The following is a 21,919-nucleotide window of genomic DNA, read 5'->3' as shown; positions in this document are numbered from 1 at the left end:
CAATATCTATGCTATCAAACGAGGAGTGCATCTAATGAACCTTATGGTCAACGGCAAACCAGCCAGTATCACCGAAGAACAACCCGTCTCCATCACTTGCCTGCTGGAAGCGCTGCAGGTGGAACAGCGCGAATATGTCACCGTGGAACTGAACGGCGACATCATGGACCGCGCGCAGTTCGACGGGACCACGGTGAAGGACGGCGATAACGTAGAGTTTCTATATTTTATGGGTGGAGGTAGACCGTGAAGCTCACCGAAGAGCAGATCAACCGCTATTCGCGTCACATCCTTCTTAAAGAGGTCGGCGGCAAGGGACAGCTGAAGCTTATGAACGGCAAGGTGCTGGTGATCGGCGCCGGCGGCCTCGGCTCCCCGATCGCGCTGTATCTCGCCGCAGCAGGCGTCGGGACCATCGGCATCGCGGACGCCGACCAGGTCGACCTCTCCAACCTGCAGCGCCAGATCATCCACAGCACCCCGGACGTCGGCAAGGCCAAGGTCCTTTCGGCCAAGGAGAAGATGCTCGCCATCAACCCGGATCTGAACGTGGTCACCTATGAGACCTGGGTCAACGCGGACAACATCATCTCCATGATCGAGGGGTACGACTTCGTCATCGACGGCACCGACAATTTCGCGGCGAAGTTCCTCATCAACGACGCCTGCGTGCTTGCCGGCAAGCCCTACTCGCACGGGGGGATCCTGCAGTTCGACGGGCAGACCTTCACGGTGGCCCCGGGTGAATCTCCCTGCTACCGCTGCGTCTTCCCGGAACCTCCCCCCAAAGACGTCATCCCCACCTGCTCCAGGGCGGGGGTCATCGGCGTCCTCCCCGGCATCATCGGAACCCTGCAGGCGACCGAGGCGATCAAGTACCTCCTGGGCATCGGGGACCTTCTGCACGGCAGGCTCCTCACCTACAACGCCCTGCGCATGCGCTTCCGCGAGGTTCCCATCCGCAAGAGCCCGAAATGCCCGATCTGCGGCGAGCACCCCACCATCACCGAGGTGAAGGACGAGCTCGACGCCCTGACGGTCTGCGACCTGGGGCACTAGCATGCTGGAGATCCCCAGGGAGATACTGGAGTCGACCATCGTCCAGGCGCGCGAGGGTTTCCCCCTCGAGGTATGCGGCATGATGGGTGGGATCGGACACCGCATCACCACGCGCTACCCCATGACCAACACCGACGCGAGCAACGAACACTTCACCATGGACCCGAAGGAGCAATTCGCCGTAGTGAAGGCGATGCGCGCCGCGGGCGAGGAGATGCTGGTCATCTACCACTCGCACCCCGAGTCGCCGCCCCGCCCCTCCCAGGAGGACATCCGGCTCGCCCTCACCCCGAACGTCTGCCACCTGATCGTCTCGCTCGAGCAGCCGGACAAGCCGGTGGCTAAGGCGTTCCGGATCACCGCCGGGGTCGTGGAGCCCGTACAACTTACTATCGCAGGGTAGGTCCCCCTACCCTTTGCTATCGAACAGGAGAGCGTTTTGGCAGAACAGAAGATAGATCTGAGGAACCTGAAGGCAGGCGGCTTCATCAAGGAGCGCGGCAAAGATTTGTTCACGGTGCGCCTGCGCGTCCCTGGCGGGAGGCTTTCGGTGGACCGTCTGGCGAAGATCGCGGAAGTTGCACAGAAGTACGGCAAGGGTTACGTGCACCTGTCGGTGCGCCAGTCCATCGAGCTCATCAACGTGAACTTCGCCGATTTCGACGCGGTGGTCGCGGAACTGGGCGAAGAGCAGCAGAAGGTCGCCTCCTGCGGCGCCCGGGTGCGCGTTCCGACCGCCTGCGGCGGCTGCGAGTACAACCCCAACGGCCTCGTGGACACCCAGAAGTCGGCGCTCGAGGTGGACGACAAGCTCTTCGGCACCGCCACCGGCCATCACAAGTTCAAGGTATGTTTCGCCGGTTGCCCCTTCGACTGTCCCAAGTCGGCCACCAACGACGTCGGGTTCCAGGGTGCGGTCTGGCCGAGGCTTGAGGCGGACGCCTGCATCGGCTGCGGGCTGTGTGCTAAGTCGTGCACCGAGGGCGCCCTCGCCATGGCGGACGGCAAGCCGGTATTCGACGCAAAAAAATGCATCTACTGCGGCGACTGCATCAAGGTCTGCCCCACCAGCGCCTGGAGCGCGGCGAAAAAAGGGTACACGGTCCGCATCGGCGGGAAGTGGGGGCGCCGCCCCTTGGTGGGAACGCTTTACGCCACCTTCGTTCCGGAAGAGCGTGCCGTAGACTTCATCGCCGCAGTGCTCGCCTGGTACCAGGAGAAGGCGGAAGGGGCCGGACGGGTGCGTCTGGGCGACATCATCATCCGCGAGGGGTGGCAGTCGCTGCTCGACCATCTGCGCCGCGACTTCGCCGACTTCGTCGTAGCCGAGACCACCGCTCCCCAGGTCATCGTCAACCAGATACCGCTTCCGGGCCAGGCCTGAAGCATCCGTAAAGGAAACATCATGCAAACCATCGATTTAAGGGGCGTTACCTGCCCGACCAACTTCGTCATGGCCAAACTCGAGCTCGAGGACATCGAGGCGGGGACCACCGTCGAGTTTCTGCTCGATGACGGGGAGCCGGTCAAGAACGTACCGCGAAGCCTGAAGGACGAGGGGCACAAGCTGCTCGGGCTGAAGGAGCAGGAGGGCTACTACACCCTCCTCTTGGAAAAGGGTTCGGATTAAGAGGCAGGCGCTTCAGCGGGAATGAAAGAGATGTCAGACAGAAAAAGGGTATTAGTGGCGATGAGCGGCGGCGTCGATTCCTCGGTGACCGCCGCTCTTTTGAAGGAACAGGGTTACGATGTGATCGGCGTGTCGCTGCAGCTCTACGACCGTCCCGAGCACAGCCCGTCAGGCGGCAAGACCTGCTGCTCGCTCACCGACGTCATGGACGCGGCGCGGGTCGCCAAGAAGCTCGGCATTCCCTTCCAGGTGATCGACATGCGCGGTCGCTTCCAGGAACTTGTCATCGACGACTTCGTCGCCGAGTACGCGTCCGGGCGCACCCCGAACCCCTGCGCACGCTGCAACGAAAGGATAAAGTTCGGCCTGCTCCTCGAGACGGCCGACGCCCTGAATGCAGACCTTCTCGCCACCGGCCACTACGCCCGGATCGAGCAGGACGAGGACGGCGTGTTCCAGCTGTGCAAGGGACACGATCCCCGCAAGGACCAGACCTATTTCCTCTTCGCCATGAACCAGGAGCAGCTCTCGCGCACCATCTTCCCGGTGGGGAGGATGGAAAAACCCGAGGTGCGCGCCCTGGCGGCACGCTTCGGCCTCCCGGTGGCAAGCAAGCAGGAAAGCCAGGAGATCTGCTTCATCCCTGACAACGACTACGTCCGCTTTCTCGAGGAGCGTGGCGTCACAAACCCCGGCGGCGACATCGTCGACCGCGAGGGAAAGAGGCTGGCAGGCCACGACGGCATCCACCACTACACGGTGGGGCAGCGGCGCGGGCTCGGCATCGCCTGGAAGGAGCCTCTCTACGTGACGGCCCTTGATGCCGAAAACGCACGGGTCGTGGTGGGGCCGAAAGAAGAGCTTTTAAAGACAGAACTGCTCGCCGACCAGCTCACCTGGACCGGCACCCCCATCTCCGGGGTATTCCGCGGTGCCTGCAGCATCCGTTACCGGCAGCAGCCGGTTCCTTGCCGCGCCGAGCTGCAGGCGGACGGCAGGCTCAGGATCACCTTCGACACCCCGCAATCCGGCGTCACTCCTGGACAGGCCGCGGTCCTCTACGACGGCGACCGGGTCGTAGGCGGCGGCTGGATCCTCTGACGCTCAGCTGAGGCGCCTGAAAGAGGCCGCCTTGATCACGGCGTACACCTCGTTGCGCGCCTGGATGGCCAGGTCGTCCGCGGCCTGGACCACTACCTCGGCAATCAGGGTCTCGTGGCCGCAGCGCAGTTCCACCCCCACCTTGTTCCCGGACGGGAAGGTGTCAACCACGGTGCATTTCAAAAGGTTCCTGGCGCTCACCGCCTCTGGGTGGCGCGTGAACAGGATGATGTCGCGCGAGGATAGCTCGAAGACCGCCATAGGCTCCTCGTCCCCGGCAGAGATGAAGAGCTCCTCCAGCCCCCACCGGTACACGTACAGCCCACCCATCTTGCGCAGTTTCTCCAGCTGCAGCACGTTGATGTAACCTACCTGGCTTCCCCCCATCCGCTCACGCGCGAGCTCTTCCGGCGTCGTCTGAGCCAGCACGCGGCCGCCCGCCATCGAGATGACCCGGTCCGTCATGAGCCGGATTTCAAGGAGCGAGTGCGAGATGAAAAGGTAAGGAATCCCGAACCTTTCACCGGCACGTTTCAGGTAATGAATGATCTGCAGCTTGAGGCCGTCATCGAGCGCGGAGAGGGGCTCGTCCATGAGCAGGAGGCGCGGATTGGCCAGAATAGCGCGCCCGAGCGCCACGCGCTGACGTTCCCCTCCCGAGAGGCGGTTCACGCCGCGCCCCAGAAGTTCCCCGAGCTGGAGCACCGACACCAGCGTGGCGAAATCGACGTAGCGCCGCCCCACCCCGCTCCTTTTGTACCCGTACCTTAAGTTCGCCTCGACGCTTAAGTGCGGGAACAGGCAGGCATCCTGGAAGACGAGCGAGATGCAGCGCCGCTGCGGCGGTACGTTTATCCCCCTTTTGCTGCTGAACAGGCACTCGCCATCCAGCCATATCTCCCCCTCTTCGGGCCTCTCGAGTCCGGCGATCATCTTCACCAGGGTGGACTTGCCGCTACCGGAGGCGCCGAAGATGCCGACCTGGCTCCCGGACGCCGTGCAGTCGAGATCGAGGTTGAAGGGACCTCCGAAACTCTTACGGAGAGTGAGACTCAGCTCCATCAGGTCCTCCTTGCCAGGCGCTTGACGAGCGCCTCGTGCCCGCTAAGGACGAACACGGAAATGCCGACTGCGACGGCGCACAAAGAAAGGGCGGCCCGCTCTCCGCCCGGCGAGGAGGCGTAGTCGTAGATGGCGAGGGGAATGGTCTGGGTGCTGCCGGGCATGTTCCCGGCGACGATGATGGTGGCGCCGAATTCGCCGAGGCTTCTCGCGAACATGAGCGACGCCCCGGAGACGACGCCGGAGACGGACATGGGTAGGATCACGGAGAGGAGCGTGTCAATGGGCCCGGCGCCCAAGGTGCGCGATGCCTGCACCAGCCTCCCGTCGATCCCCTCCATGGCTATCCTGATGGATCTGACCAGAAGCGGAAAGCCGACGATGGCCGACGCAAGAACCGCGGCCTTCCAGGTGAAGATGAGGCGCACGCCGAAAAGATCGAGCAGAGGCGCAAGCCACCCGTTTCTGCCGAGGGAGACGAGCAGCAGGTAACCCATGACCACGGGAGGCAGGGTGAGCGGAAGGTTGACCAACACCTCGAGCAGTACCTTGGCCCGGAAGCGGAAGAAGGTCATCAGGTAGGCATAGAGAAAGCCCAGCGGGAGACTGATAAGGGTCGCCGTAAAGGCTACCTTGATGGAGAGGATGATGGCGTCGCAATCGGCACTGCTCAGAAGGGGCATGGCTCACCTCGCTGTGATGGCCATCTTCTAGCAGGTTCCGTTCCAGATGTGGTAAACGCGAAAAAGGCGTGTTTCTCCGTGTTTATTGAAACAGTGGCAAGCGAGCCCGGCCCAGCGCAGCGGTCATTTGCTGTTTTTTGCGGCAGTGCCGCACCCTACTGTGACTGCAGGAGGGCGCCACGCAATAGCGCTCTGGCGGGCTCCACCCCCAACTCGGCCGTTATGGCCTCCTTCCCTTTTTGCAGCATCTCGGCGAGACCTTCGGGACGATGAGCGTCGCTGCCGATGCAGGAATATAGACCGTGACGCAGAAACAGCAGGGCACGCTCCCGGACCTCGTTCCCGTAACGTCCGGCGAAGCTGCCGAGGTTCCCCTGAAACACGCAACCCGCTCGTTTCATAGCCATGATCGTCGAGTCGTCCGACAGTTCGGGCGTTTTCTGCCATCCCATAACGGAGCAAAGCGCTCCGTGCAGGCCTTGCTCACGCACCTGCGGTTCGAAAGCGTGGCACCGCTCCGGATGTGCTATCAAGGGTTCAAGGCCGAGCCGGAAGAATCTCTCCACCATGGGGTGCAGTAGTTCCGGGCCGTCCCGAAAGGGGACCTCCACCAGCATCCTCCTATCCTCCGGCCGGGCATGAACCGATTCGAGCAGCAACTCAGGCAGATACTCGTCGAGATAGTGTTCGCAACCCGGCACGAGTTGAAGGGGGATGCCGGCGTCGCTTATATGCCCCTGCAGCACGTTCACCGCGCTGGTAACGCGGGCCGGATTATTCTCAAAGCAACCACGGATCATGTGCGGGGTGCAGACTACGGTACCGAATCCGAACTCACTGAGGATCCTAGCGATGGCAATGGACTCTTCAAGATCGGTCGCACCGTCGTCAACGGCAGGCAGGATATGGCAGTGATAGTCAGTAAAATCTTTCTCCATATAGTTTCTGTAGCACCTAAGCCGGTCGAAGTCAAAAAACAGCAGTGAAAAATACCGTTTCACCTCACAATCAGACCCTGTAACGCTTGCCGTCTCAGTACTGCACTTGCCTTTGCCTTCTCCGCCGATAAAATTGAGCCTTGTGCAAGGGGGTAAAAATGGAGAAGTCCTTCCTCGAAGCGACACAGCTAAGCAGTTTCCTTGAGACGCTAAGGCTGTTCGGCGAACTGCACGGTCCGACCGTGACCGACGCCGGAGTCACCACCTTCGCACCCATCGCGGCCCCCTCGCAACTGCGGATCGATTACCGCAGAACCCAGATCCCCCCGAAGAAATACCTACTCCCCTTCCGGGAACAACTCTTGAGCTACCGGGAGGGACGCTACGCCGAGCCAGCCGAAGCCCCCCCCGCCATCGTCCTTTTCGCCCTTCATCCGTGCGACCTGGCCGGGATCGCCTACCTGGACCTCGTTTTCCTCGGCGAGAACACCGATCCGGGGTATGCGGCGCGCAGGGCGCGGCTCACCTTAGTCGGCATCTCCTGCGAGCCTGACGATTTCTGTTTCTGCTCTGCACCGAATTCCGAAGCGAACTGCGACGCATTCCTCACGACAATTAAGGGCGGTTACATCTTCTCTGCGGTTACCGCGCGGGGGGAAGAGATCGCCGCGGCGGCAGCTGATCTGTTCAGCGCAGCCGACGTCCCTCAGTCGTTGGCAGCGCTGCATCCCGGAACGGGCGTCGCCCCCCAGGACCCTGAACTGCGCTTCTCGGACAACCCGCTCTGGCAGAAGTTCGCCGACACCTGCGTCTCTTGCGGCGCCTGTTCCGTCTGCTGTCCCACCTGTTACTGTTTCGACGTGCGTGAGTATCCCGCTCTTAACGGCGGGGGAGTACGCATCAGGGAGTGGGACAACTGCTTCTTCGCGTCGCACGGAGAGGTGGCAGGCGCAAACTTCCGCCCCACGCGTCTCGACCGTCTGCGCTACCGTTTCCTGCACAAATACTGCGGCTTCACACCGCTGCAGGGAATCACCTCGTGCGTCGGCTGCGGACGCTGCAAGGCCGTTTGTCCCGTCGGCATCGACCTGCGCGAGCTCTTCAGTGTGGCAGGTGGGGAGATGTCGCCATGAGCGAAAGGGTAAGAGACATGCACCTGCCGTTCGCTGCGCGGCTTTTGGAGCGGCATGAGCTCACCGAGGATACGGCACTCTTCCGCATCGCCCCCGAGGAGGCGGCCCTCCCGCAGCTGTCCCGTTTCGTCCCGGGTCAGTTCGTTCAGATCTCCGTTCCCGGCGCGGGAGAAGTCCCGATTTCGCCAGCCGACCTCCCGGGAGGAGACGGAGCGCTTGAACTATGCGTGCGCCGCGTGGGACACGTGACCGAGCTGTTGCACCAACAGCTCCCGGGTGCACCGCTCGGCATCCGCGGTCCTTTCGGCAACGGATTTCCTATGGAGGAAATGTCCGACCATCCCGTTCTCTTGCTCGCCGGTGGGCTCGGCATTGCTCCGCTGCGCTCCCTCCTCATGCATCTTCTCAGGCACCGCGACCGTTTCGGCGAGATCACCCTGATGTACGGAGCCCGCCAGCCAAAGCTCATGCTGTTTCGCGAGGAGATGGCGGCGCTCGCCGCACGCGGGGAGATGCGACTGTACCTCACCGTCGATTTCGCACCGGAAACGAACGGCATCCAGTCTTGTGCGGTGGGGCTGCTGCCGGATCTCCTGAAAGGATTCCGTTTCGACGCACCGGCGACCTACGCTGCGGTGTGCGGTCCCCCTCCCCTGTATCGCTGCCTAATCGCCGATCTCGAGCAGGCTGGGGTGGCGCCGGGGCGTATCATGCTGAGTCTCGAACGCAGGATGCGCTGCGGCGTGGGGCGCTGTTGCCACTGCGCCATCGGCCAGAAACTCTGCTGCGTGGACGGTCCGGTCTTTCGGGCCGGTGAATTAAAAGACATACCGGAGGCGCTGTGAAACCTGTAAGGCTTGCCATAGCTGGGCTCACCGCCTGCTCCGGTTGTCAGCTCACCCTACTTAACTGCGAGGACGAACTCCCGGATGTGCTGCGGCGTTTCGAGCTCGTTTATTTCCCGATGGCACAAAGCGGCGGCCACCGCGAAGGGCCGTTCGACGCCGCCCTCGTCGAGGGTGCCGTTTCAACACCGGCAGATCTTGATATGCTCTTCAGCCTGAGAAACGCGAGCCGCCTTCTCGTTGCGGTCGGAACCTGCGCAGCTTTCGGCGGCGTTGCAGCCATGAACAACGGCCAGTCACAGAGACAGGAACTGCTCCGGACCGTGTACGGGGGCCATGAGAGCCTGCCTGAGAGCTTCGCGCCGGCCCCCTTCGGCAATTTCGTGAGTGTTGACTGGACCATACGCGGCTGTCCTCCCGAGAAGGAGGAGGTCGTAGAACTGCTCGCCGCTCTTCTTGCCGGGACCCTCCCGCCGGTCCGGTCCTACCCGGTCTGCACCGAGTGCCGCAGCAGGGAAAACCTCTGCCTCCTTCTGGAAAAAGGTGAGTTGTGCCTTGGGCCGGTCATACAGGGGGGATGCAACGCGCGCTGCCCGGCAACGGGCATAGCCTGCGAAGGGTGCCGCGGCCCGGTGCGAGAGGCGAACGTGGCACAGGAACTGGAGCTTCTGCTCGAGCGCGGCTTCGGCCGCGAGGAGATCGACCGCAGGATGAACAGGTTCAAGCCGGGGTGGGACTATGAGCAGCGTCGTTGAGATAAACCCGTTGACGAGACTCGAAGGGCACGGCAGCGTCAAGGTCTTCCTTGATGGTGCCCGCGTCGAGCGGGTGGAGCTGCACCTGAGCGAGTCCCCTCGCCTCTTCGAGGCCCTCCTGGTCGGGAAGAGCTACGCAGAGGTACCCGACATCGTGTGCCGCATCTGCTCGCTTTGCTCGACGGTGCACAAGGTCACGGCGCTGCTCGCCGTCGAGGACGTCCTCGGCATCGAGGTCTCCGAGCGGACCTCGCTCACGAGGGAGCTCATGCTGAACGGCGCCACGGTCCAGGACCATGCGCTGCACCTGTATTTCCTGGTGCTCCCCGACCTGCTCGGCGTTCAGGGCGTCGCGGAGCTTGCCGGCGTCGCGCCGGAACTCGTCAAGCAGGGGCTTGCCATCAAGAAGGTCGGGAGCCTCATCCAGGAGACGGTTGGGGGGCGCCTGATCCATCCGGTGAACATCCGCCTTGGCGGGCTTGGACGCGTGATCCCAAAGCCTGAACTTACGCAACTGAGAGACGAGCTGCGCCTGGCGCTTCCCGCCTGCCAGGACGTCTGCCGGCTCTTCTGTACCCCGTTTCCCTTCCCCAAACTCCCGGAGCCCGCCTTTCTCGCCCTTGAGCCGTCGTCGGTCCCGCTGGGCTCGCGGCGCTTGCGCCTCAGTCGTGACCGATCCTTCGCCGTAGGGGAATACCGGGAACATGTCGAGGAAACGTTTCTTGCGTACTCAAACGCGAAGCTTTCAAAGGTGATGGGGGTGGAGGCGACCGTGGGGGCCTTGGCCCGCTTGCATCATGCGCCCACCTTGAGCGAAGGCGCAGGTGAGATTTTCAAGGCACACAGGCATGAACTGATCGGGAAGGACATACGGGGCAACAACCTGGCCCAGGCCATCGAACTCTACGACGCTGCCGAGCGCGCCCTTCAACTCGTCGAGCGTCTATTGGAGCTGGAACCTGGCCCAGAAGCAGGCGTCGCTGCGGCGCCGCGCAGCGGCACAGGAACCGCGGCCTGCGAAGCACCACGCGGGGTGCTGATTCACAGCTATACCTTCGACGACGCAGGCATTTGCACGCAGGCCGATGTGATCACCCCAACCGCCCTGAACCAGGGTGCGCTAGCTCGTGACTTATTGGCGCTCGCGCGCGGCATGGAGGGTGAAGAAACGGCGCGCATGACCGCTGCGCTCGAACGGCTGATCCGCTGTTACGATCCATGTATCTCGTGTTCGGTTCACACCTTCCCACCCTAGCTGAGGGAACCGGTGCTGACTCTGGGCGCTGCAAAAATGCAACTTTTGTTGCACCCTGACACGTAACCTGACTTCCCGGCAAAGGGCAACTGTCATACCAACAAGCAATAAAACTGGTCAGACAGGTCCCTCTAGCCGCTATGACGAAAGGGAAAAGACGGCGAAATAATTGCCGGTTTACGGAACAGGCATAACCCAAAAAAATGCAGTTTTTCAGCCATTTACATCAGATGAAATTAATTTCATCTCCGTGTTGACACTCTCTGGAGCATTGCTACAATACCATCAAGCTTTAGCATGAGAGTGCGAGCCGCTCTGGAATACTCGTAGCGCATCCATTTGGGTCCCTGACTACCTTTTCATCACACTGTCTCTGGTTTCAGACGTGGTGAGCAAGCCCTCACAAGCAGAGGGAAGCCTGAAGCGTCTCACCGGGGAATGTTGCGACAGAGGTCAGTAATCCAAGTCTTCCCGCACGGTGTTCCGGAGCAACCAAATTGGCGTTACTGGGAACAACGCTGAAAGCGACTTATCTCATCCGCCAGGCGGTTCGCCGCTTGAAAAAGGGTTGCCAAACGGAAACCTGCTGCGCGGCGGCACCGACCACGCAGCAACAACCGCGACGCTTCACCGACGGATCGGAAGAAAGTGTTCCGCTTTAACGCCAATGTACGAAAAGGCCCATGGAGATCCCATGGGCCTTCCTTATTAAGTCCTTATAAATCAAAGATATGCGTCACCCCCCGCAACAACGCATCATAAATATAAGTAGTTATATTATCAACACAATTGCCGTTGCCGATATTCCACAAAACCTGTGGAAAACTCTGTGGGAAAACCTGCACCAAAGGTTAAAAAGTGGCGTTACCGTCGCTAATGATAGCATTTTGCCTGTTTTTTAGGCAGCTCCTTTTCCCGTGCCTGCGACATGAAAACGGCCGCGACTGTTGAGCCGCGGCCGTCCTTGCCATACATGGTTTTGACGATCACTCGATGGTAAGTTTCTTCACACGATCGCTGGTCGCCTCGGTCTTCTTCAGGATGCGCCCCTCGAGGATCCCGTCCCTGAAACTCGCCTTGGCGGTGTCAGTAAGAGTCGCTACCGGAAGCCTGCACGTTCTTATAAAGGAACCGTAGCTGCTTTCGAGCCGGTAAAAGTCCTTCCTCTCGACCCGCTGTTCCTTGCTCTTTTGACCGGAGATGGTGATGCTCACCGGTGAGAGCTGGACATCGAGATCCTCTCTCCTTATGCCCGGTATCTCCGCCTTCACCACGACCGAATCGCCGTCCTCGTAGATATCGATGGGCGGGTTCAGTTCCTCCAGCTCCTCGCCTGACATGCGCTGCGTCCAGAGATGGAAAAAGGGCTTCTTGAACATCTCGTCGAAGAGCCGCTCCATCTGCGTCATCGGGGTAAGCCTCCCCTCTTCCTGGTCCTCGCGCCGTTCCATCAGCGGGCGCCGTTCCGTCTGGGTACGTTCGTCGCGCTTCAGCAGGTCCCTTTCCTTTTCAAGCATCCCCGCACCTCCCACCGGTTATTTTTGAATGGGGAAACACTAATACGGGCGCTTCAAAAGTCAAGACAGCAACCTAATCCTTGAGCCCCGTCTCCAGATCCGGGTAAAGCAGGGTGATGCCGAGCTCCCTCAACATCTTCCCGTTATCGACGATGCGCCCTTCGGAGAAATAGGAGATCATGAGCGGCGTCATCACCTTGCGCGCCTCTTCCATGGTGACCTGCCTGGGCCTCGGCAGTCCCAGCTTGTCGGCGGCAGCGTTGAAATAGGTGGTCATAGAACTTGGGGCCCCGTCGCTTACGTTGTAGATCGCGCCATCCGGCCCCCTGTCGAGGGCGGCAAGGCAGATGCGGGAGAGATCGTCGGCGTGGATCCTGTTGCTTGGAAGCGCCTCCTCTTCGCGCAGCACCGGCTGGCCCGTGGTCAACTGCGACACCGGCAGGCGGTCCGGCGCGTAGATTCCGGTTACGCGCAGCACGACCACCGGAACGCCGTGCTCCGAGCCCCACTGTTGAAGAATGCGCTCCGCGTGCAGCCGTCTCTTGCCGCGTGCCGTCTGCGGCACCGCCTCGGTTTCCTCGGTGACCACCTCGCTGCCGTGGTCCCCGTAGACACCGCTCGTGCTTATATAGACGATCTTCGCCGGCTCGCTGCCGGTGCCGATGCCGGCAAGGAAGTTACGCATCCTGGTGTCCTCGATCCCTCCGCCCGGCGGAGGAGCCAGGTAGATGACGCCGACAGCGCGGGTCAGAAGTCCCGCCAGAGTTTGCGGCTCATCCAGATTCCCGGCACAGTGCGTTACCCCCTCCAGCGGAGGCACTTCGCTCCTGTTGAAAGTGCAGACCTTCATCCCTCGCTCCAGCGCGAGAGAAGCGACCCTGCGTCCGATGGCGCCGCAGCCGATGACAAGCAGATGTTCCATACGATCCCCTTTCTGATTAATTCCCCGCCACGACATGTCCCGCGGCGCCTACTTTATCTACCAAATGGCGCCGGGGATGTCAGCAAAAACATACGGAGGCGCCAGAACCGCCCTCTTTTGTAAATATTTTCTAACATGCTATCTTTGTGCTTTCCGCGGAGGTTCGCCATGAAGCACCGCAAGGGCACATACATCGCACTGCTCGTCGTCACCGGCTTTGCAACCGGCGCCCTTGCCCCGATGGGTGAACCGCTCAGGATAGGTGGCGAGGAGTACCTTGAGGCGGACGACTGGTTCGAGGCAGGGGTGGAGCTGAACGGCGACGGGGACTACCCGGAGGCGGCCGAGGCCTTCAGCAGGAGCATCGCCCTTGAGCCGCACAACGCGTTGTCCTGGTTGAACCTCGGCACCGCCCAAGCACTCGCCGGTGATTATCCGCACGCCATAGACTCGCTCAAGAAGTCGGTAGAGCTGGACCCTTCTCTCGCCCTTGCAATTTCCAACCTCGGCGAAGTCTATTTCAGGGTAGACCGCTACGAGGAAGCAGCGACCGCTTACAAGGATCTCCTCTCTCTCTGGCCCGGAAATGCAAACGCACTTTACAAGCTTGGACTGTCACATCTACTGCTGAACGATGCCGGCAAGGCACAGGCGGAGTACCTATTACTGAAAATCATCGACCCGGAACTGGCAGAAAAGCTGCGTCGTGCGATAATTCAGGGTGCCAAATGACTCAAAGGGAGGCGCCATGCGTTATTCGCCGCTGATTACCGACCTCTATGAGCTAACCATGCTCGCAGGCTACCATGAGCAGGGGATGCACGAACGTCCCGCCGTTTTCGACCTCTTTTTCCGTCACAACCCGTTCAAGGGTGGATACGCCGTCTTTGCCGGGTTGGAGCCGGCCCTTTCATACCTCGAAGAACTCTCCTTCAGCGATGAGGAACTCGCCTACCTTGACAGCCTGAAACTTTTCCGCCCATCGTTTCTCGCCTACCTCGCCGGATTCAGGTTCCAAGGAAAGGTCATCGCCCCCGGCGAAGGGACCGTGGTGTTCGGCACCGAACCGCTCGTGACCATCGAGGGAGGACTTGCCGAAGCACAGTTCGTGGAAACGGCACTGTTGAACATCATCAACTTCCAGACCCTCGTCGCCACCAAGGCCGCGCGCATCAAACTGGCCGCCGGGGATGCCACCGTCCTCGAATTCGGCCTGAGGCGAGCCCAGGGTCCCGACGGCGGTTTGTCGGAGGCCCGGGCGGCTTATGTCGGCGGGGTGTGCAGCACGAGTAACGTTCTCGCCGGCATGCGCTACGGCATCCCGGTCAGGGGTACCCACGCCCACAGCTGGATCATGGCTTTCCCGGACGAACTTACGGCTTTTCGCCGCTACGCAGACAATTTCCCGGACAGCTGCATCCTCCTCATCGACACCTACGACACCCTTGGTAGCGGGCTCCCCAACGCGCTCACCGTGGCCCGGGAACTGCGGGAGCACGGCCATGAACTGGTCGGGGTGCGCATCGACTCAGGCGATCTCGCCTATCTCTCACGCCAGGTCAGAAGCGCCTTCGACGCAGCCGGCTTCTCCGGTGTAAAGATCGTCGCATCCAACGAGCTTGACGAGTTCGTCATCGAATCGATCAGGAGCGAGGGAGGGCAGGTGGACATCTACGGCGTCGGCACACGGCTTGCCACCTGTGCGGGAGAAGGAGGAGGCGCCCTCGGTGGGGTCTACAAGCTCGTGAAGATCGAAGGCGAGGCGAAGCTTAAGATAACGAGTGACCTTGCGAAGGCCACCCTGCCGGACCGCAAGCGGGTGCTGCGCGCTGTTGCCCCCGACGGCTCCTTCATCCAGGATGTCATCGCCCTACATGACGAGGAAGTTCTCCCCGGAGCACAGGTCTTCGACCCGGCCAATCCGATCCAGCACAAGCGGATACCGCGGGAGGCGCGACTGGTAGAGTTGCGCAGCACGGTGATGGAGAACGGCAAAAGGTGCGCCCCCTCCCCCACCCTGCAAAGCTGTGTCGAGCTTTCGAACAGCCAACTCAGGCGGCTGCCCGAGGGTTGCCTGCGCCTCGTCAACCCCCACCTGTACAAGGTCTCCATCAGCCCGGGTGTCAACACGCTCCGGCTCAAATTGATGTCCCAGATCCAGAGCAGGTACGGCGGATAACCGCTCAGCGCCTGCAAAGGAGGTCTCGATGAAAAGGAGAGCCGCCCTTCTTGTCGTAGATGTTCAGGTTGATTTCTGCCCCGGCGGAGCGTTGGCCGTTCCGGACGGCGACCAGGTCCTGTCGCCGCTCAACCGCTACCTCGGCCTCTTCAGCGAGACGAGTACCCCCATATTCGCCTCGCGGGACTGGCACCCGCCGACCAGCAAGCATTTCAGGGAGAACGGCGGTATCTGGCCGCCGCACTGCATCCAGGGAACCGCCGGAGCAGCCTTTCACCCGCACCTGAGGTTCCCGGAGGGTACCATCGTCGTCTCGAAGGGGATGGCCGACTGGGACGACGGCTATTCCGCCATGGCCGGCGTCACCGAGAACGGCACCCCGCTCACCATGCTGTTGCGCCGCATGGCCCTGGACCGCCTGTACATCGGCGGACTCGCTACCGACTACTGCGTAAAGGAAACGGTCCTGGACGCGCTACGTGAAGGTTTTGCGGTGACACTCTTAACAGACGCGATACGGGGCGTGGACGTTGAGCCGGGCGATTCCCACCGCGCGGCCAAGGCGATGCTGGAGGCGGGTGCAGAGGAGGCTTCCTTCGACTCGGTGCGCGGCGCGCTGACCGCGGACCGAAACGGCGCAGATCACGCCAGACGCGGCTGAACCGTCGGCTTTTACAGCGTTTTTTATACCTGCACCATACAAAAATATGCTCAGGGCAAAATTCCTACGCCCCCGGGCATTTTTTTTTGACAGCGGCTGGGAAACGCGCTAGATTACGCCACATTAAAAACTGCTAGCGCGGAGTCTACGATGATTAAGACCAACAACCTGAAGATCAAAAGCATCACCCCGATCATTGCACCGACCGACTTACGCCAGGTCTTCCCGATCTCCGTGCAGTCAGGCGCCTGCGTAACCGAGAGTCGCGCAGCCATCGCCAAGATACTGAGGGGCGAAGACAAGAGGCTCATGGTTGTGGTCGGCCCCTGCTCCATCCACGATCCCAAGGGGGCGCTGGAGTACGCGGAGAAGCTCGCCGCCCTCTCTAAGGAAGTGTCGGAAGAACTCCTCCTCATCATGCGCGTCTACTTCGAGAAGCCACGCACCACCGTGGGCTGGAAGGGGCTCATCAACGACCCGGGCATGGACGGCACACATCTCATCTCCAAGGGATTGGGCATCGCCAGGGGCCTCCTCTGCAAGGTGACGGAGATGGGACTCCCGGTGGCGACCGAGATGCTCGACCCCATCACCCCCGAATACCTGGCCGACCTCCTTTCCTGGGGCGCCATCGGCGCGCGTACCACGGAATCGCAAACGCACCGCGAGATGGCGAGCGGGCTTTCCTTCCCGATCGGTTTCAAAAACGGCACCGACGGGAACCTGCAGATCGCCATCGACGCCATGAATGCTGCGCTCCATTCGCACAGCTTCCTCGGCATCAACCGTGACGGGCTTTCTTCCATCATCCAGACCACGGGCAACCCCGACGTCCACATGGTGCTGCGCGGCGGCAACAAGAAGCCGAACTACTATCCCGAGGACATCGCCAAAAGCGAGGAGATGCTGAAGAAGGCGGGCCTCACCCCGACCCTCATGGTGGACTGCAGCCACGGCAACTCCGAGAAGAAATACGAGCGCCAGCCCGAAGTGCTGAGGTCCGTCATCGACCAGATCGTCGCCGGCAACCGTTCCATCTCCGGCGTGATGATCGAGAGCTACCTTAAAGACGGCAACCAGGCGCTGCCGAAGAACCTCGCCGAGCTTGTCTATGGCGTATCCATCACCGACAGCTGCATCAACTGGGAGACCACCGAGGCGGCCCTGCGCGAAGCGCACGCACGGCTGAAGGCCTGCGGCGGAAGGAAGATCTCCTAACAAGCCAGCCCTCCGTAGGGGCGCATGAATGTTAGCCCCTACAGATGCATCAACGCAAAGACGCAAAGGCGCGGAGACGCGAAGGGAAAAACGGTTAACCCGAAAGACCTTCCATGTCTTGGACTTTGGTTTTGCTGTTTCCATCCAGAAGGTTTTCTTTGCGACTTGGCGGCTTTGCGTCTTTGCGTTGAAGCTTCAAAGCTTGTTTCTTAAGGCTGAAACCCTTCAAAAGCAAAAGTCCCAATATTCAAATCATAAAAAAAGCCCTCCGGCTGACGCCGGGGGGCTTTTTCGTTCTGCAGCTATCGCTACGTTACTTCGCGGTGACGAGGTAGAGCGGTTTGACGAAGTTGGCTTCGGTCGCCTGCCTCACCTCTTCCACGACCTCGGCGGGGACTGCGGAGTCGAGGGAAAGGATGACCATGGCCTCCCCTTTCTTCTCGCGGCGCCCGAGGTTCATGGCTGCGATGTTGATCTCGTGCTTGCCGAGTATGGTGCCGATCTTGCCGATGATGCCCGGGCGGTCGCCGTAGGCCAGAAGCAGCATGTGCTCCTCCGGACGGAAGTCCATCTGGTAGTCGCGCAGCTTCACGATGCGCGGCACCCCTTCGAACACGGTGCCGGAGATCAGGCGCTTCTCGCCGGAGCCCTCGATGGTCACGGTGATCATGTTGGAGAAATCATCGGAGTGGGTGCTCTTCACCTCCTCGACCACGATCCCCATGTTGTCCGCCACGAGCTGGGCGTTGACCATGTTGACTTCCTGCTCGACCCTGCGGTTCAGCAGCGAAGCGAGGCCGCAGACGGTGATCGGGGTGCAGTCGTACTGAGCGAGACCGCCGGTGAAGGTGAAGGTGATCTTGTTCAGGTTGGTGTCGACCAGCTGGATGATGAAGTCGGCCAGCACGTTCACGAGGTTCAGGTACGGACGCATCTGCCCCATGAGGGAGGCGTCGAACTTCGGGATGTTGATGGCGTTCTCGATCGGCTGCTCGTCCATGTAGCGCAGGATTTCCTTGGCCACGTCGACGGCGACGTTCACCTGTGCTTCGAAGGTGTTGGCGCCCAGGTGCGGGGTGACGACCATCTTCTCGTGAGCGATGAGTTTTTTGAGGATCTCGGTGTCGGGCGGCTCCTGGCTCCATACGTCGAAGGCTGCGCCGGCTACGCGGCCGGAGTCGAGGGCTTCCAGCATCGCCTCTTCGTTGATGATCCCGCCGCGGGCGGCGTTGATGATGATCACCCCGTCCTTCATCCCGGCCAGTTCCTTCTTGCCGATCATGTTGTGCGTCTCGCTGGTGAGCGGGGTGTGCACGGTGATGATGTCGCAGTTTTTGATGATTTCGTCGAGGGTGACCAGCTTGACGCCGAGGTCATTGGCGCGCTTCTCGGCGATATACGGGTCACAGGCGAGAACTTCGCACTCGAACGCTTTCAGACGGGTGGCGACGCGGCCGCCTACCTTACCGAGGCCGATGACGCCTGCGGTCCGGCCTTTGAGCTCAAAGCCGGTGAAGGGAGCGCGCTTCCAGGCGCCGCCCTTGAGGGAGCCGTTCGCCTTGGTGACGTTGCGGCAGAAAGAAAGAAGCAGCGCCATGGCGTGTTCGGCCGCGCTGTTGGTGTTGCCGAAGGGGGCGTTGACCACGATGACGCCTTTGGCAGAGGCATAGTCCACGTCAACGTTGTCGACGCCTACGCCGGCGCGGGCGACGAGCTTCAAGTTGGTCGCTGCGTCGAGCAGGGGCTTGTCAACGGTGGTGCCGCTTCTGGTGATGATAACGTCGTAATCACCAATGATCGAGTAAAGCTCTTCTTTCTTCAGTCCCAGCTTGATGTCCATCTGCACGCGCGGGTCACGCTGCAATATCGCCAGTCCTTCCTGAGCCACCTCATCGGTTACGATAATCTTCATTGCCACTCCTTTGCTTTGGGTTAGAAACCGGTTCTGCATTCTGCGTTGTTAAATGTGAATTATGGGAGTTATGTGAATTATGGGAGTTATGGGTTTTCACCTTATTTTCGTCTGCTTAGATCGGGTGCGGATGCTTTGCCAGTTGGATGAAGCGCCGCACCTTGTCGGGATCCTTTAGGCCGGGCGATGTCTCGACGCCGCTTGATACGTCGACCCCGTAGGGGCGTACCTGTGTCACGGCGGCGGCGATGTTGTCGGGGGTGAGCCCTCCGGCAAGCACGATGGGGCCGTGCTCCTTGGCGGCAATGGCGCATTCCCAGTCGAACACCTCCCCCGTCCCACCGTGGGCATTGGGCGAGTACGCGTCCAGCAGGTAGGCGGCCACGTGGAATTCCGGCAGCGGGACGAGACTTTCGGGTCCGCGGACACGGAAGGCCTTCATGACGCGGCGCCGCACCAACCGGCAGAACTCGGGGCTCTCCTCGCCGTGCAGCTGCACGATGTCGATACCGCAGTGGTCGGCGGTTCGGTTCACCACGTCCAGATCTGCGTTGACGAAAAGCCCCACGACCTGCACGAGCGGAGGGAGCTTGGCGATGATCCCGGCAGCAGCCTCCGGGGTGACATGACGGGGAGACTTCTCAAAGAAGACGAACCCCAGGGCGTCGGCTCCGGCATCAACCGCCATGAGAGCATCGTCCACCGATGTTATGCCACAGATCTTGACCTTTGTCATGGGCGTATACCCTTAGAATTGTTCAATTTACTGCCAGCAGCGCCCCAGCCTGACCGGCCGGACTGCGGACTGCGGCTGGGCAGCGCGCCGCCGGCCCCCTTCAGCCTTCTACAAGCAGACCTTGGGCAGCCTTTCCAGCGACTGGCGGATCGACTCCTCAGGGTACTCGAAGTCTTCGAGTTTCCCGGAGAGATAAGCATCGTAGGCCCCCATATCGAGCTGACCGTGGCCGGAGAGACCGAAAAGAATGGTCTTCTCCTTCCCCTCCTCCTTGGCGAGCACCGCTTCGTCTATGGCGGCGCGCAGCGCGTGGGAGGACTCGGGCGCAGGCACGATCCCCTCGGTCCTGGCGAAAAGAAGCGCCCCTTCGAAGCAGGAGTTCTGCTTGTACGCCTTCGCTTCGATCTCGCCGGCGTGGTAGAGCTGCGAGATGAGCGCGGACTCGCCGTGGTAACGAAGCCCGCCGGCATGAATCCCCGGCGGCATGAAGTCGTGCCCCAGGGTGTACATCTTGGTGATCGGCGCAAGCTTCGCGGTGTCGCCGTAGTCGAAGGCATAGACCCCTTTGGTGAGGGTCGGGCAGGAGGCGGGCTCGACGGCCAGGCAGCGCACCTTCTTGCCGTTGGCCCGGTCACTAAGGAACGGGAAGGCAAGTCCGGCGAAGTTGGAACCGCCGCCGCAGCAGGCGATGACCACGTCCGGGTAGTCCTGCGCGAGCGCCATCTGCTCTTTCGCCTCGAGTCCGATCACGGTCTGGTGCAGGCATACGTGGTTCAAGACGCTCCCTAGCGCGTAGTTAGTATCATCGTGGGTCGCCGCGTCCTCGACCGCCTCGGAGATGGCGATGCCGAGACTCCCCATGTTGTCCGGGTCATGTGCGAGGATGGTGCGCCCGGCGTTGGTGAACTCGGAGGGAGACGGGATCACCGTGGCGCCCCAAAGTTGCATCATGCTCTTTCTGTAGGGTTTCTGCGTGCAGGAAACCTTGACCATGTAAATGGTGCACTCCAGACCGAACATGGAGCAGGCAAGGGCGAGCGAACTCCCCCACTGCCCGGCGCCGGTCTCGGTGGCGAGCCTGCGGATGCCGGCCTGCTTGTTGTACCATGCCTGCGGGATGGCGCTATTCGGCTTGTGCGAGCCGGCAGGCGACACACCTTCGTACTTGTAGTAGATCTTCGCCGGAGTCCCGAGCGCCTGCTCAAGCCTGTGGGCACGGAACATGGGCGACGGACGCCAGATACGATACTTCTCACGCACCTCTTCGGGGATGTCGATCCAACGCTGGTTCGACATCTCCTGCTCGATGAGCGACATCGGGAAGATCGGGGTCATGTCCTCGGGGGTGACCGGCTTCAGGGTCGCCGGGTTGATCACCGGCTCGAGGGGACCCGGCATGTCGGGGATGATGTTGTACCACTGTTTCGGGATGCGCGATTCATCAAGCAGGAACTTGGTATTCATAGCCTCTCCTTTTCAGTTGGAACATTACATTCCATAATACGGGCGCCCTACCCCACCAGTTCGGCGAGTTTCGCCCCCACATCGGCCTCGCGCATGAGCGATTCGCCGATCAGGAAAGCGTGCAGCCCCTTTTCCATGAGGCGCACGATCTCTTCGCGTTTGTTGATGCCGCTCTCCGCGACGGCGATGCGCCCCGCCGGCACCATGGCGGCCAGACGCTCCGAGGTGGCGATGTCCACCTCGAAGGTGCGCAGGTTACGGTTGTTGATGCCGATCATGCTGCAGTCGGTCTGCAGCGCCATCTCCAGTTCGCGCTCGTCGTGAACTTCGAGGAGCACGTCCATGGAAAGGTCGCGCGCCAGCGCGTGGAAATCGCGCAGTTGCGGCACGTCGAGCATGGCGGCGATGAGGAGGATGGCGTCGGCCCCGGCGGCGCGGGCCTGGTAGATCTGGTAGGGATCGAAGATGAAATCCTTGCGCATCAGGGGGAGCGAGACCTGTTCACGGATCAGGGCCAAGTAGCTCAGGTGCCCCATGAAGAAATGCTCGTCGGTGAGCACGGAGAGGCAGGTTGCGCCGTTGTCCTGGTAGGTGGTGGCGATCTGCAGCGGATCGAAATCGGCCCGGATCAGCCCCTTGGACGGGGAGCCCTTTTTGACCTCTGCGATGATGGGGGTCCAGCCGGAGCCGAGTGCGTTGATGATGGCGTTCTGGAAACCGCGCGGGGTGTCCTCCAGATCGCCCAGACGGTCCATGATCTCGTTTAGCGGTACGGCGGCCATCGCCGTTTCCAGCTCGCCCTGCTTGTAGTCCACGATCTTCTTCAGTACGTCCGGTACCTGGGTCATC

At 61.3% G+C, this 21,919-nt stretch carries 23 protein-coding genes and 1 other RNA gene; 15 read left to right on the top strand and 9 right to left on the bottom strand.

Going from position 1 to position 21,919, the window contains the following annotated elements:
- The first annotated feature begins 34 nt into the window (after positions 1 to 34).
- The 6 genes from thiS to mnmA are packed head-to-tail and all read left to right on the top strand — an operon-like array spanning position 35 to position 3,790.
- Positions 35 to 250, top strand: a complete 216-nt coding sequence (gene thiS / locus E8L22_RS11145; protein WP_136525251.1) for a sulfur carrier protein ThiS — start codon at positions 35 to 37, stop codon at positions 248 to 250.
- The gene (locus tag E8L22_RS11140; RefSeq protein WP_136525250.1) at positions 247 to 1,059 is read left to right on the top strand and encodes a HesA/MoeB/ThiF family protein; all 813 of its coding nucleotides are present in this window, start codon (positions 247 to 249) and stop codon (positions 1,057 to 1,059) included. Before thiS ends, E8L22_RS11140 begins: the two co-directional genes overlap by 4 nt.
- A 1-nt stretch (position 1,060) precedes the next feature.
- Positions 1,061 to 1,462: a M67 family metallopeptidase gene (locus E8L22_RS11135; protein WP_136525249.1), complete on the top strand. Its 402-nt coding sequence runs from the start codon at positions 1,061 to 1,063 to the stop codon at positions 1,460 to 1,462.
- A gap of 36 nt (positions 1,463 to 1,498) precedes the next feature.
- Complete coding sequence (locus E8L22_RS11130) at positions 1,499 to 2,443, top strand: 4Fe-4S dicluster domain-containing protein (protein ID WP_136525248.1); 945 nt, start codon at positions 1,499 to 1,501, stop codon at positions 2,441 to 2,443.
- A gap of 21 nt (positions 2,444 to 2,464) precedes the next feature.
- On the top strand, positions 2,465 to 2,689 hold the full coding sequence (locus tag E8L22_RS11125; protein WP_136525247.1) for a sulfurtransferase TusA family protein: 225 nt from the start codon (positions 2,465 to 2,467) through the stop codon (positions 2,687 to 2,689).
- A gap of 30 nt (positions 2,690 to 2,719) precedes the next feature.
- The gene (gene mnmA, locus E8L22_RS11120; protein WP_407925351.1) at positions 2,720 to 3,790 is read left to right on the top strand and encodes a tRNA 2-thiouridine(34) synthase MnmA; all 1,071 of its coding nucleotides are present in this window, start codon (positions 2,720 to 2,722) and stop codon (positions 3,788 to 3,790) included.
- Between the two features lie 3 nt (positions 3,791 to 3,793).
- On the opposite strand, the gene modC is transcribed toward mnmA, so the two are convergent.
- From modC to E8L22_RS11105, 3 genes are all read right to left on the bottom strand, one after another.
- Positions 3,794 to 4,852 carry a molybdenum ABC transporter ATP-binding protein gene (modC, locus tag E8L22_RS11115; protein ID WP_136525245.1) on the bottom strand — a complete coding sequence of 353 codons (1,059 nt, stop codon included), beginning with the start codon at positions 4,850 to 4,852 and terminating at the stop codon, positions 3,794 to 3,796.
- Positions 4,852 to 5,535 (bottom strand): molybdate ABC transporter permease subunit, encoded by a 684-nt coding sequence (gene modB, locus E8L22_RS11110; RefSeq protein WP_136525244.1) that lies wholly within the window; start codon positions 5,533 to 5,535, stop codon positions 4,852 to 4,854. Before modB ends, modC begins: the two co-directional genes overlap by 1 nt.
- 155 nt (positions 5,536 to 5,690) lie before the next feature.
- Complete coding sequence (locus E8L22_RS11105; protein WP_136525243.1) at positions 5,691 to 6,473, bottom strand: tyrosine-protein phosphatase; 783 nt, start codon at positions 6,471 to 6,473, stop codon at positions 5,691 to 5,693.
- Positions 6,474 to 6,631: 158 nt separating this feature from the next.
- Here E8L22_RS11105 and E8L22_RS11100 point away from each other — a divergent pair, with 158 nt between their 5' ends.
- The 5 genes from E8L22_RS11100 (at position 6,632) to ssrS (ending at position 10,955) form a co-directional block, all read left to right on the top strand.
- Positions 6,632 to 7,606 carry a 4Fe-4S dicluster domain-containing protein gene (locus E8L22_RS11100; protein ID WP_136525242.1) on the top strand — a complete coding sequence of 325 codons (975 nt, stop codon included), beginning with the start codon at positions 6,632 to 6,634 and terminating at the stop codon, positions 7,604 to 7,606.
- Complete coding sequence (locus tag E8L22_RS11095) at positions 7,603 to 8,451, top strand: FAD/NAD(P)-binding protein (RefSeq protein ID WP_136525241.1); 849 nt, start codon at positions 7,603 to 7,605, stop codon at positions 8,449 to 8,451. Before E8L22_RS11100 ends, E8L22_RS11095 begins: the two co-directional genes overlap by 4 nt.
- A complete protein-coding gene (locus E8L22_RS11090) occupies positions 8,448 to 9,206 on the top strand; it encodes an NADH-quinone oxidoreductase subunit B family protein (RefSeq protein WP_136525240.1) in 759 nt (252 codons plus the stop codon). Before E8L22_RS11095 ends, E8L22_RS11090 begins: the two co-directional genes overlap by 4 nt.
- Positions 9,190 to 10,461 carry a Ni/Fe hydrogenase subunit alpha gene (locus tag E8L22_RS11085; protein WP_136525239.1) on the top strand — a complete coding sequence of 424 codons (1,272 nt, stop codon included), beginning with the start codon at positions 9,190 to 9,192 and terminating at the stop codon, positions 10,459 to 10,461. Before E8L22_RS11090 ends, E8L22_RS11085 begins: the two co-directional genes overlap by 17 nt.
- Positions 10,462 to 10,770: 309 nt before the next feature.
- Positions 10,771 to 10,955: non-coding RNA, 6S RNA (gene ssrS, locus E8L22_RS11080), on the top strand.
- A 492-nt stretch (positions 10,956 to 11,447) separates the two neighbouring features.
- Here ssrS and E8L22_RS11075 read toward each other — a convergent pair.
- Both E8L22_RS11075 and E8L22_RS11070 read right to left on the bottom strand, forming a co-directional pair.
- Positions 11,448 to 11,978, bottom strand: coding sequence for an Hsp20/alpha crystallin family protein (locus E8L22_RS11075; RefSeq protein WP_136525238.1), 531 nt, complete (start codon positions 11,976 to 11,978; stop codon positions 11,448 to 11,450).
- A 73-nt stretch (positions 11,979 to 12,051) separates the two neighbouring features.
- Positions 12,052 to 12,900: an SDR family oxidoreductase gene (locus E8L22_RS11070; RefSeq protein ID WP_136525237.1), complete on the bottom strand. Its 849-nt coding sequence runs from the start codon at positions 12,898 to 12,900 to the stop codon at positions 12,052 to 12,054.
- A gap of 168 nt (positions 12,901 to 13,068) precedes the next feature.
- On the opposite strand from E8L22_RS11070, the gene E8L22_RS11065 reads away from it, so the two are divergent.
- The 4 genes from E8L22_RS11065 (at position 13,069) to E8L22_RS11050 (ending at position 16,958) form a co-directional block, all read left to right on the top strand.
- Positions 13,069 to 13,632 (top strand): tetratricopeptide repeat protein, encoded by a 564-nt coding sequence (locus tag E8L22_RS11065; protein ID WP_136525236.1) that lies wholly within the window; start codon positions 13,069 to 13,071, stop codon positions 13,630 to 13,632.
- 16 nt (positions 13,633 to 13,648) lie between these two features.
- A complete protein-coding gene (locus E8L22_RS11060; protein ID WP_136525235.1) occupies positions 13,649 to 15,079 on the top strand; it encodes a nicotinate phosphoribosyltransferase in 1,431 nt (476 codons plus the stop codon).
- A gap of 28 nt (positions 15,080 to 15,107) precedes the next feature.
- The gene (locus E8L22_RS11055) at positions 15,108 to 15,740 is read left to right on the top strand and encodes an isochorismatase family protein (protein ID WP_136525234.1); all 633 of its coding nucleotides are present in this window, start codon (positions 15,108 to 15,110) and stop codon (positions 15,738 to 15,740) included.
- A 150-nt stretch (positions 15,741 to 15,890) separates the two neighbouring features.
- Positions 15,891 to 16,958 (top strand): 3-deoxy-7-phosphoheptulonate synthase, encoded by a 1,068-nt coding sequence (locus E8L22_RS11050; protein WP_136525233.1) that lies wholly within the window; start codon positions 15,891 to 15,893, stop codon positions 16,956 to 16,958.
- A gap of 313 nt (positions 16,959 to 17,271) precedes the next feature.
- On the opposite strand, the gene serA is transcribed toward E8L22_RS11050, so the two are convergent.
- The 4 genes from serA to trpC form a co-directional block, all read right to left on the bottom strand.
- Positions 17,272 to 18,870 (bottom strand): phosphoglycerate dehydrogenase, encoded by a 1,599-nt coding sequence (serA, locus tag E8L22_RS11045; RefSeq protein ID WP_136525232.1) that lies wholly within the window; start codon positions 18,868 to 18,870, stop codon positions 17,272 to 17,274.
- 115 nt (positions 18,871 to 18,985) lie between these two features.
- A complete protein-coding gene (locus tag E8L22_RS11040; protein ID WP_136525231.1) occupies positions 18,986 to 19,606 on the bottom strand; it encodes a phosphoribosylanthranilate isomerase in 621 nt (206 codons plus the stop codon).
- Between the two features lie 108 nt (positions 19,607 to 19,714).
- Positions 19,715 to 21,070: a TrpB-like pyridoxal phosphate-dependent enzyme gene (locus tag E8L22_RS11035; RefSeq protein WP_136525230.1), complete on the bottom strand. Its 1,356-nt coding sequence runs from the start codon at positions 21,068 to 21,070 to the stop codon at positions 19,715 to 19,717.
- A gap of 47 nt (positions 21,071 to 21,117) precedes the next feature.
- Positions 21,118 to 21,918: an indole-3-glycerol phosphate synthase TrpC gene (trpC, locus tag E8L22_RS11030; protein ID WP_136525229.1), complete on the bottom strand. Its 801-nt coding sequence runs from the start codon at positions 21,916 to 21,918 to the stop codon at positions 21,118 to 21,120.
- Between the last annotated feature and the right edge of the window lies 1 nt (position 21,919).

The sequence above is a fragment of the Geomonas ferrireducens genome (genome assembly GCF_004917065.1).
In the GTDB taxonomy this organism is placed as follows: domain Bacteria; phylum Desulfobacterota; class Desulfuromonadia; order Geobacterales; family Geobacteraceae; genus Geomonas; species Geomonas ferrireducens.
Note: the sequence above shows the minus strand (reverse complement) of the source record. Positions and strands in the feature narration are given on the sequence as shown.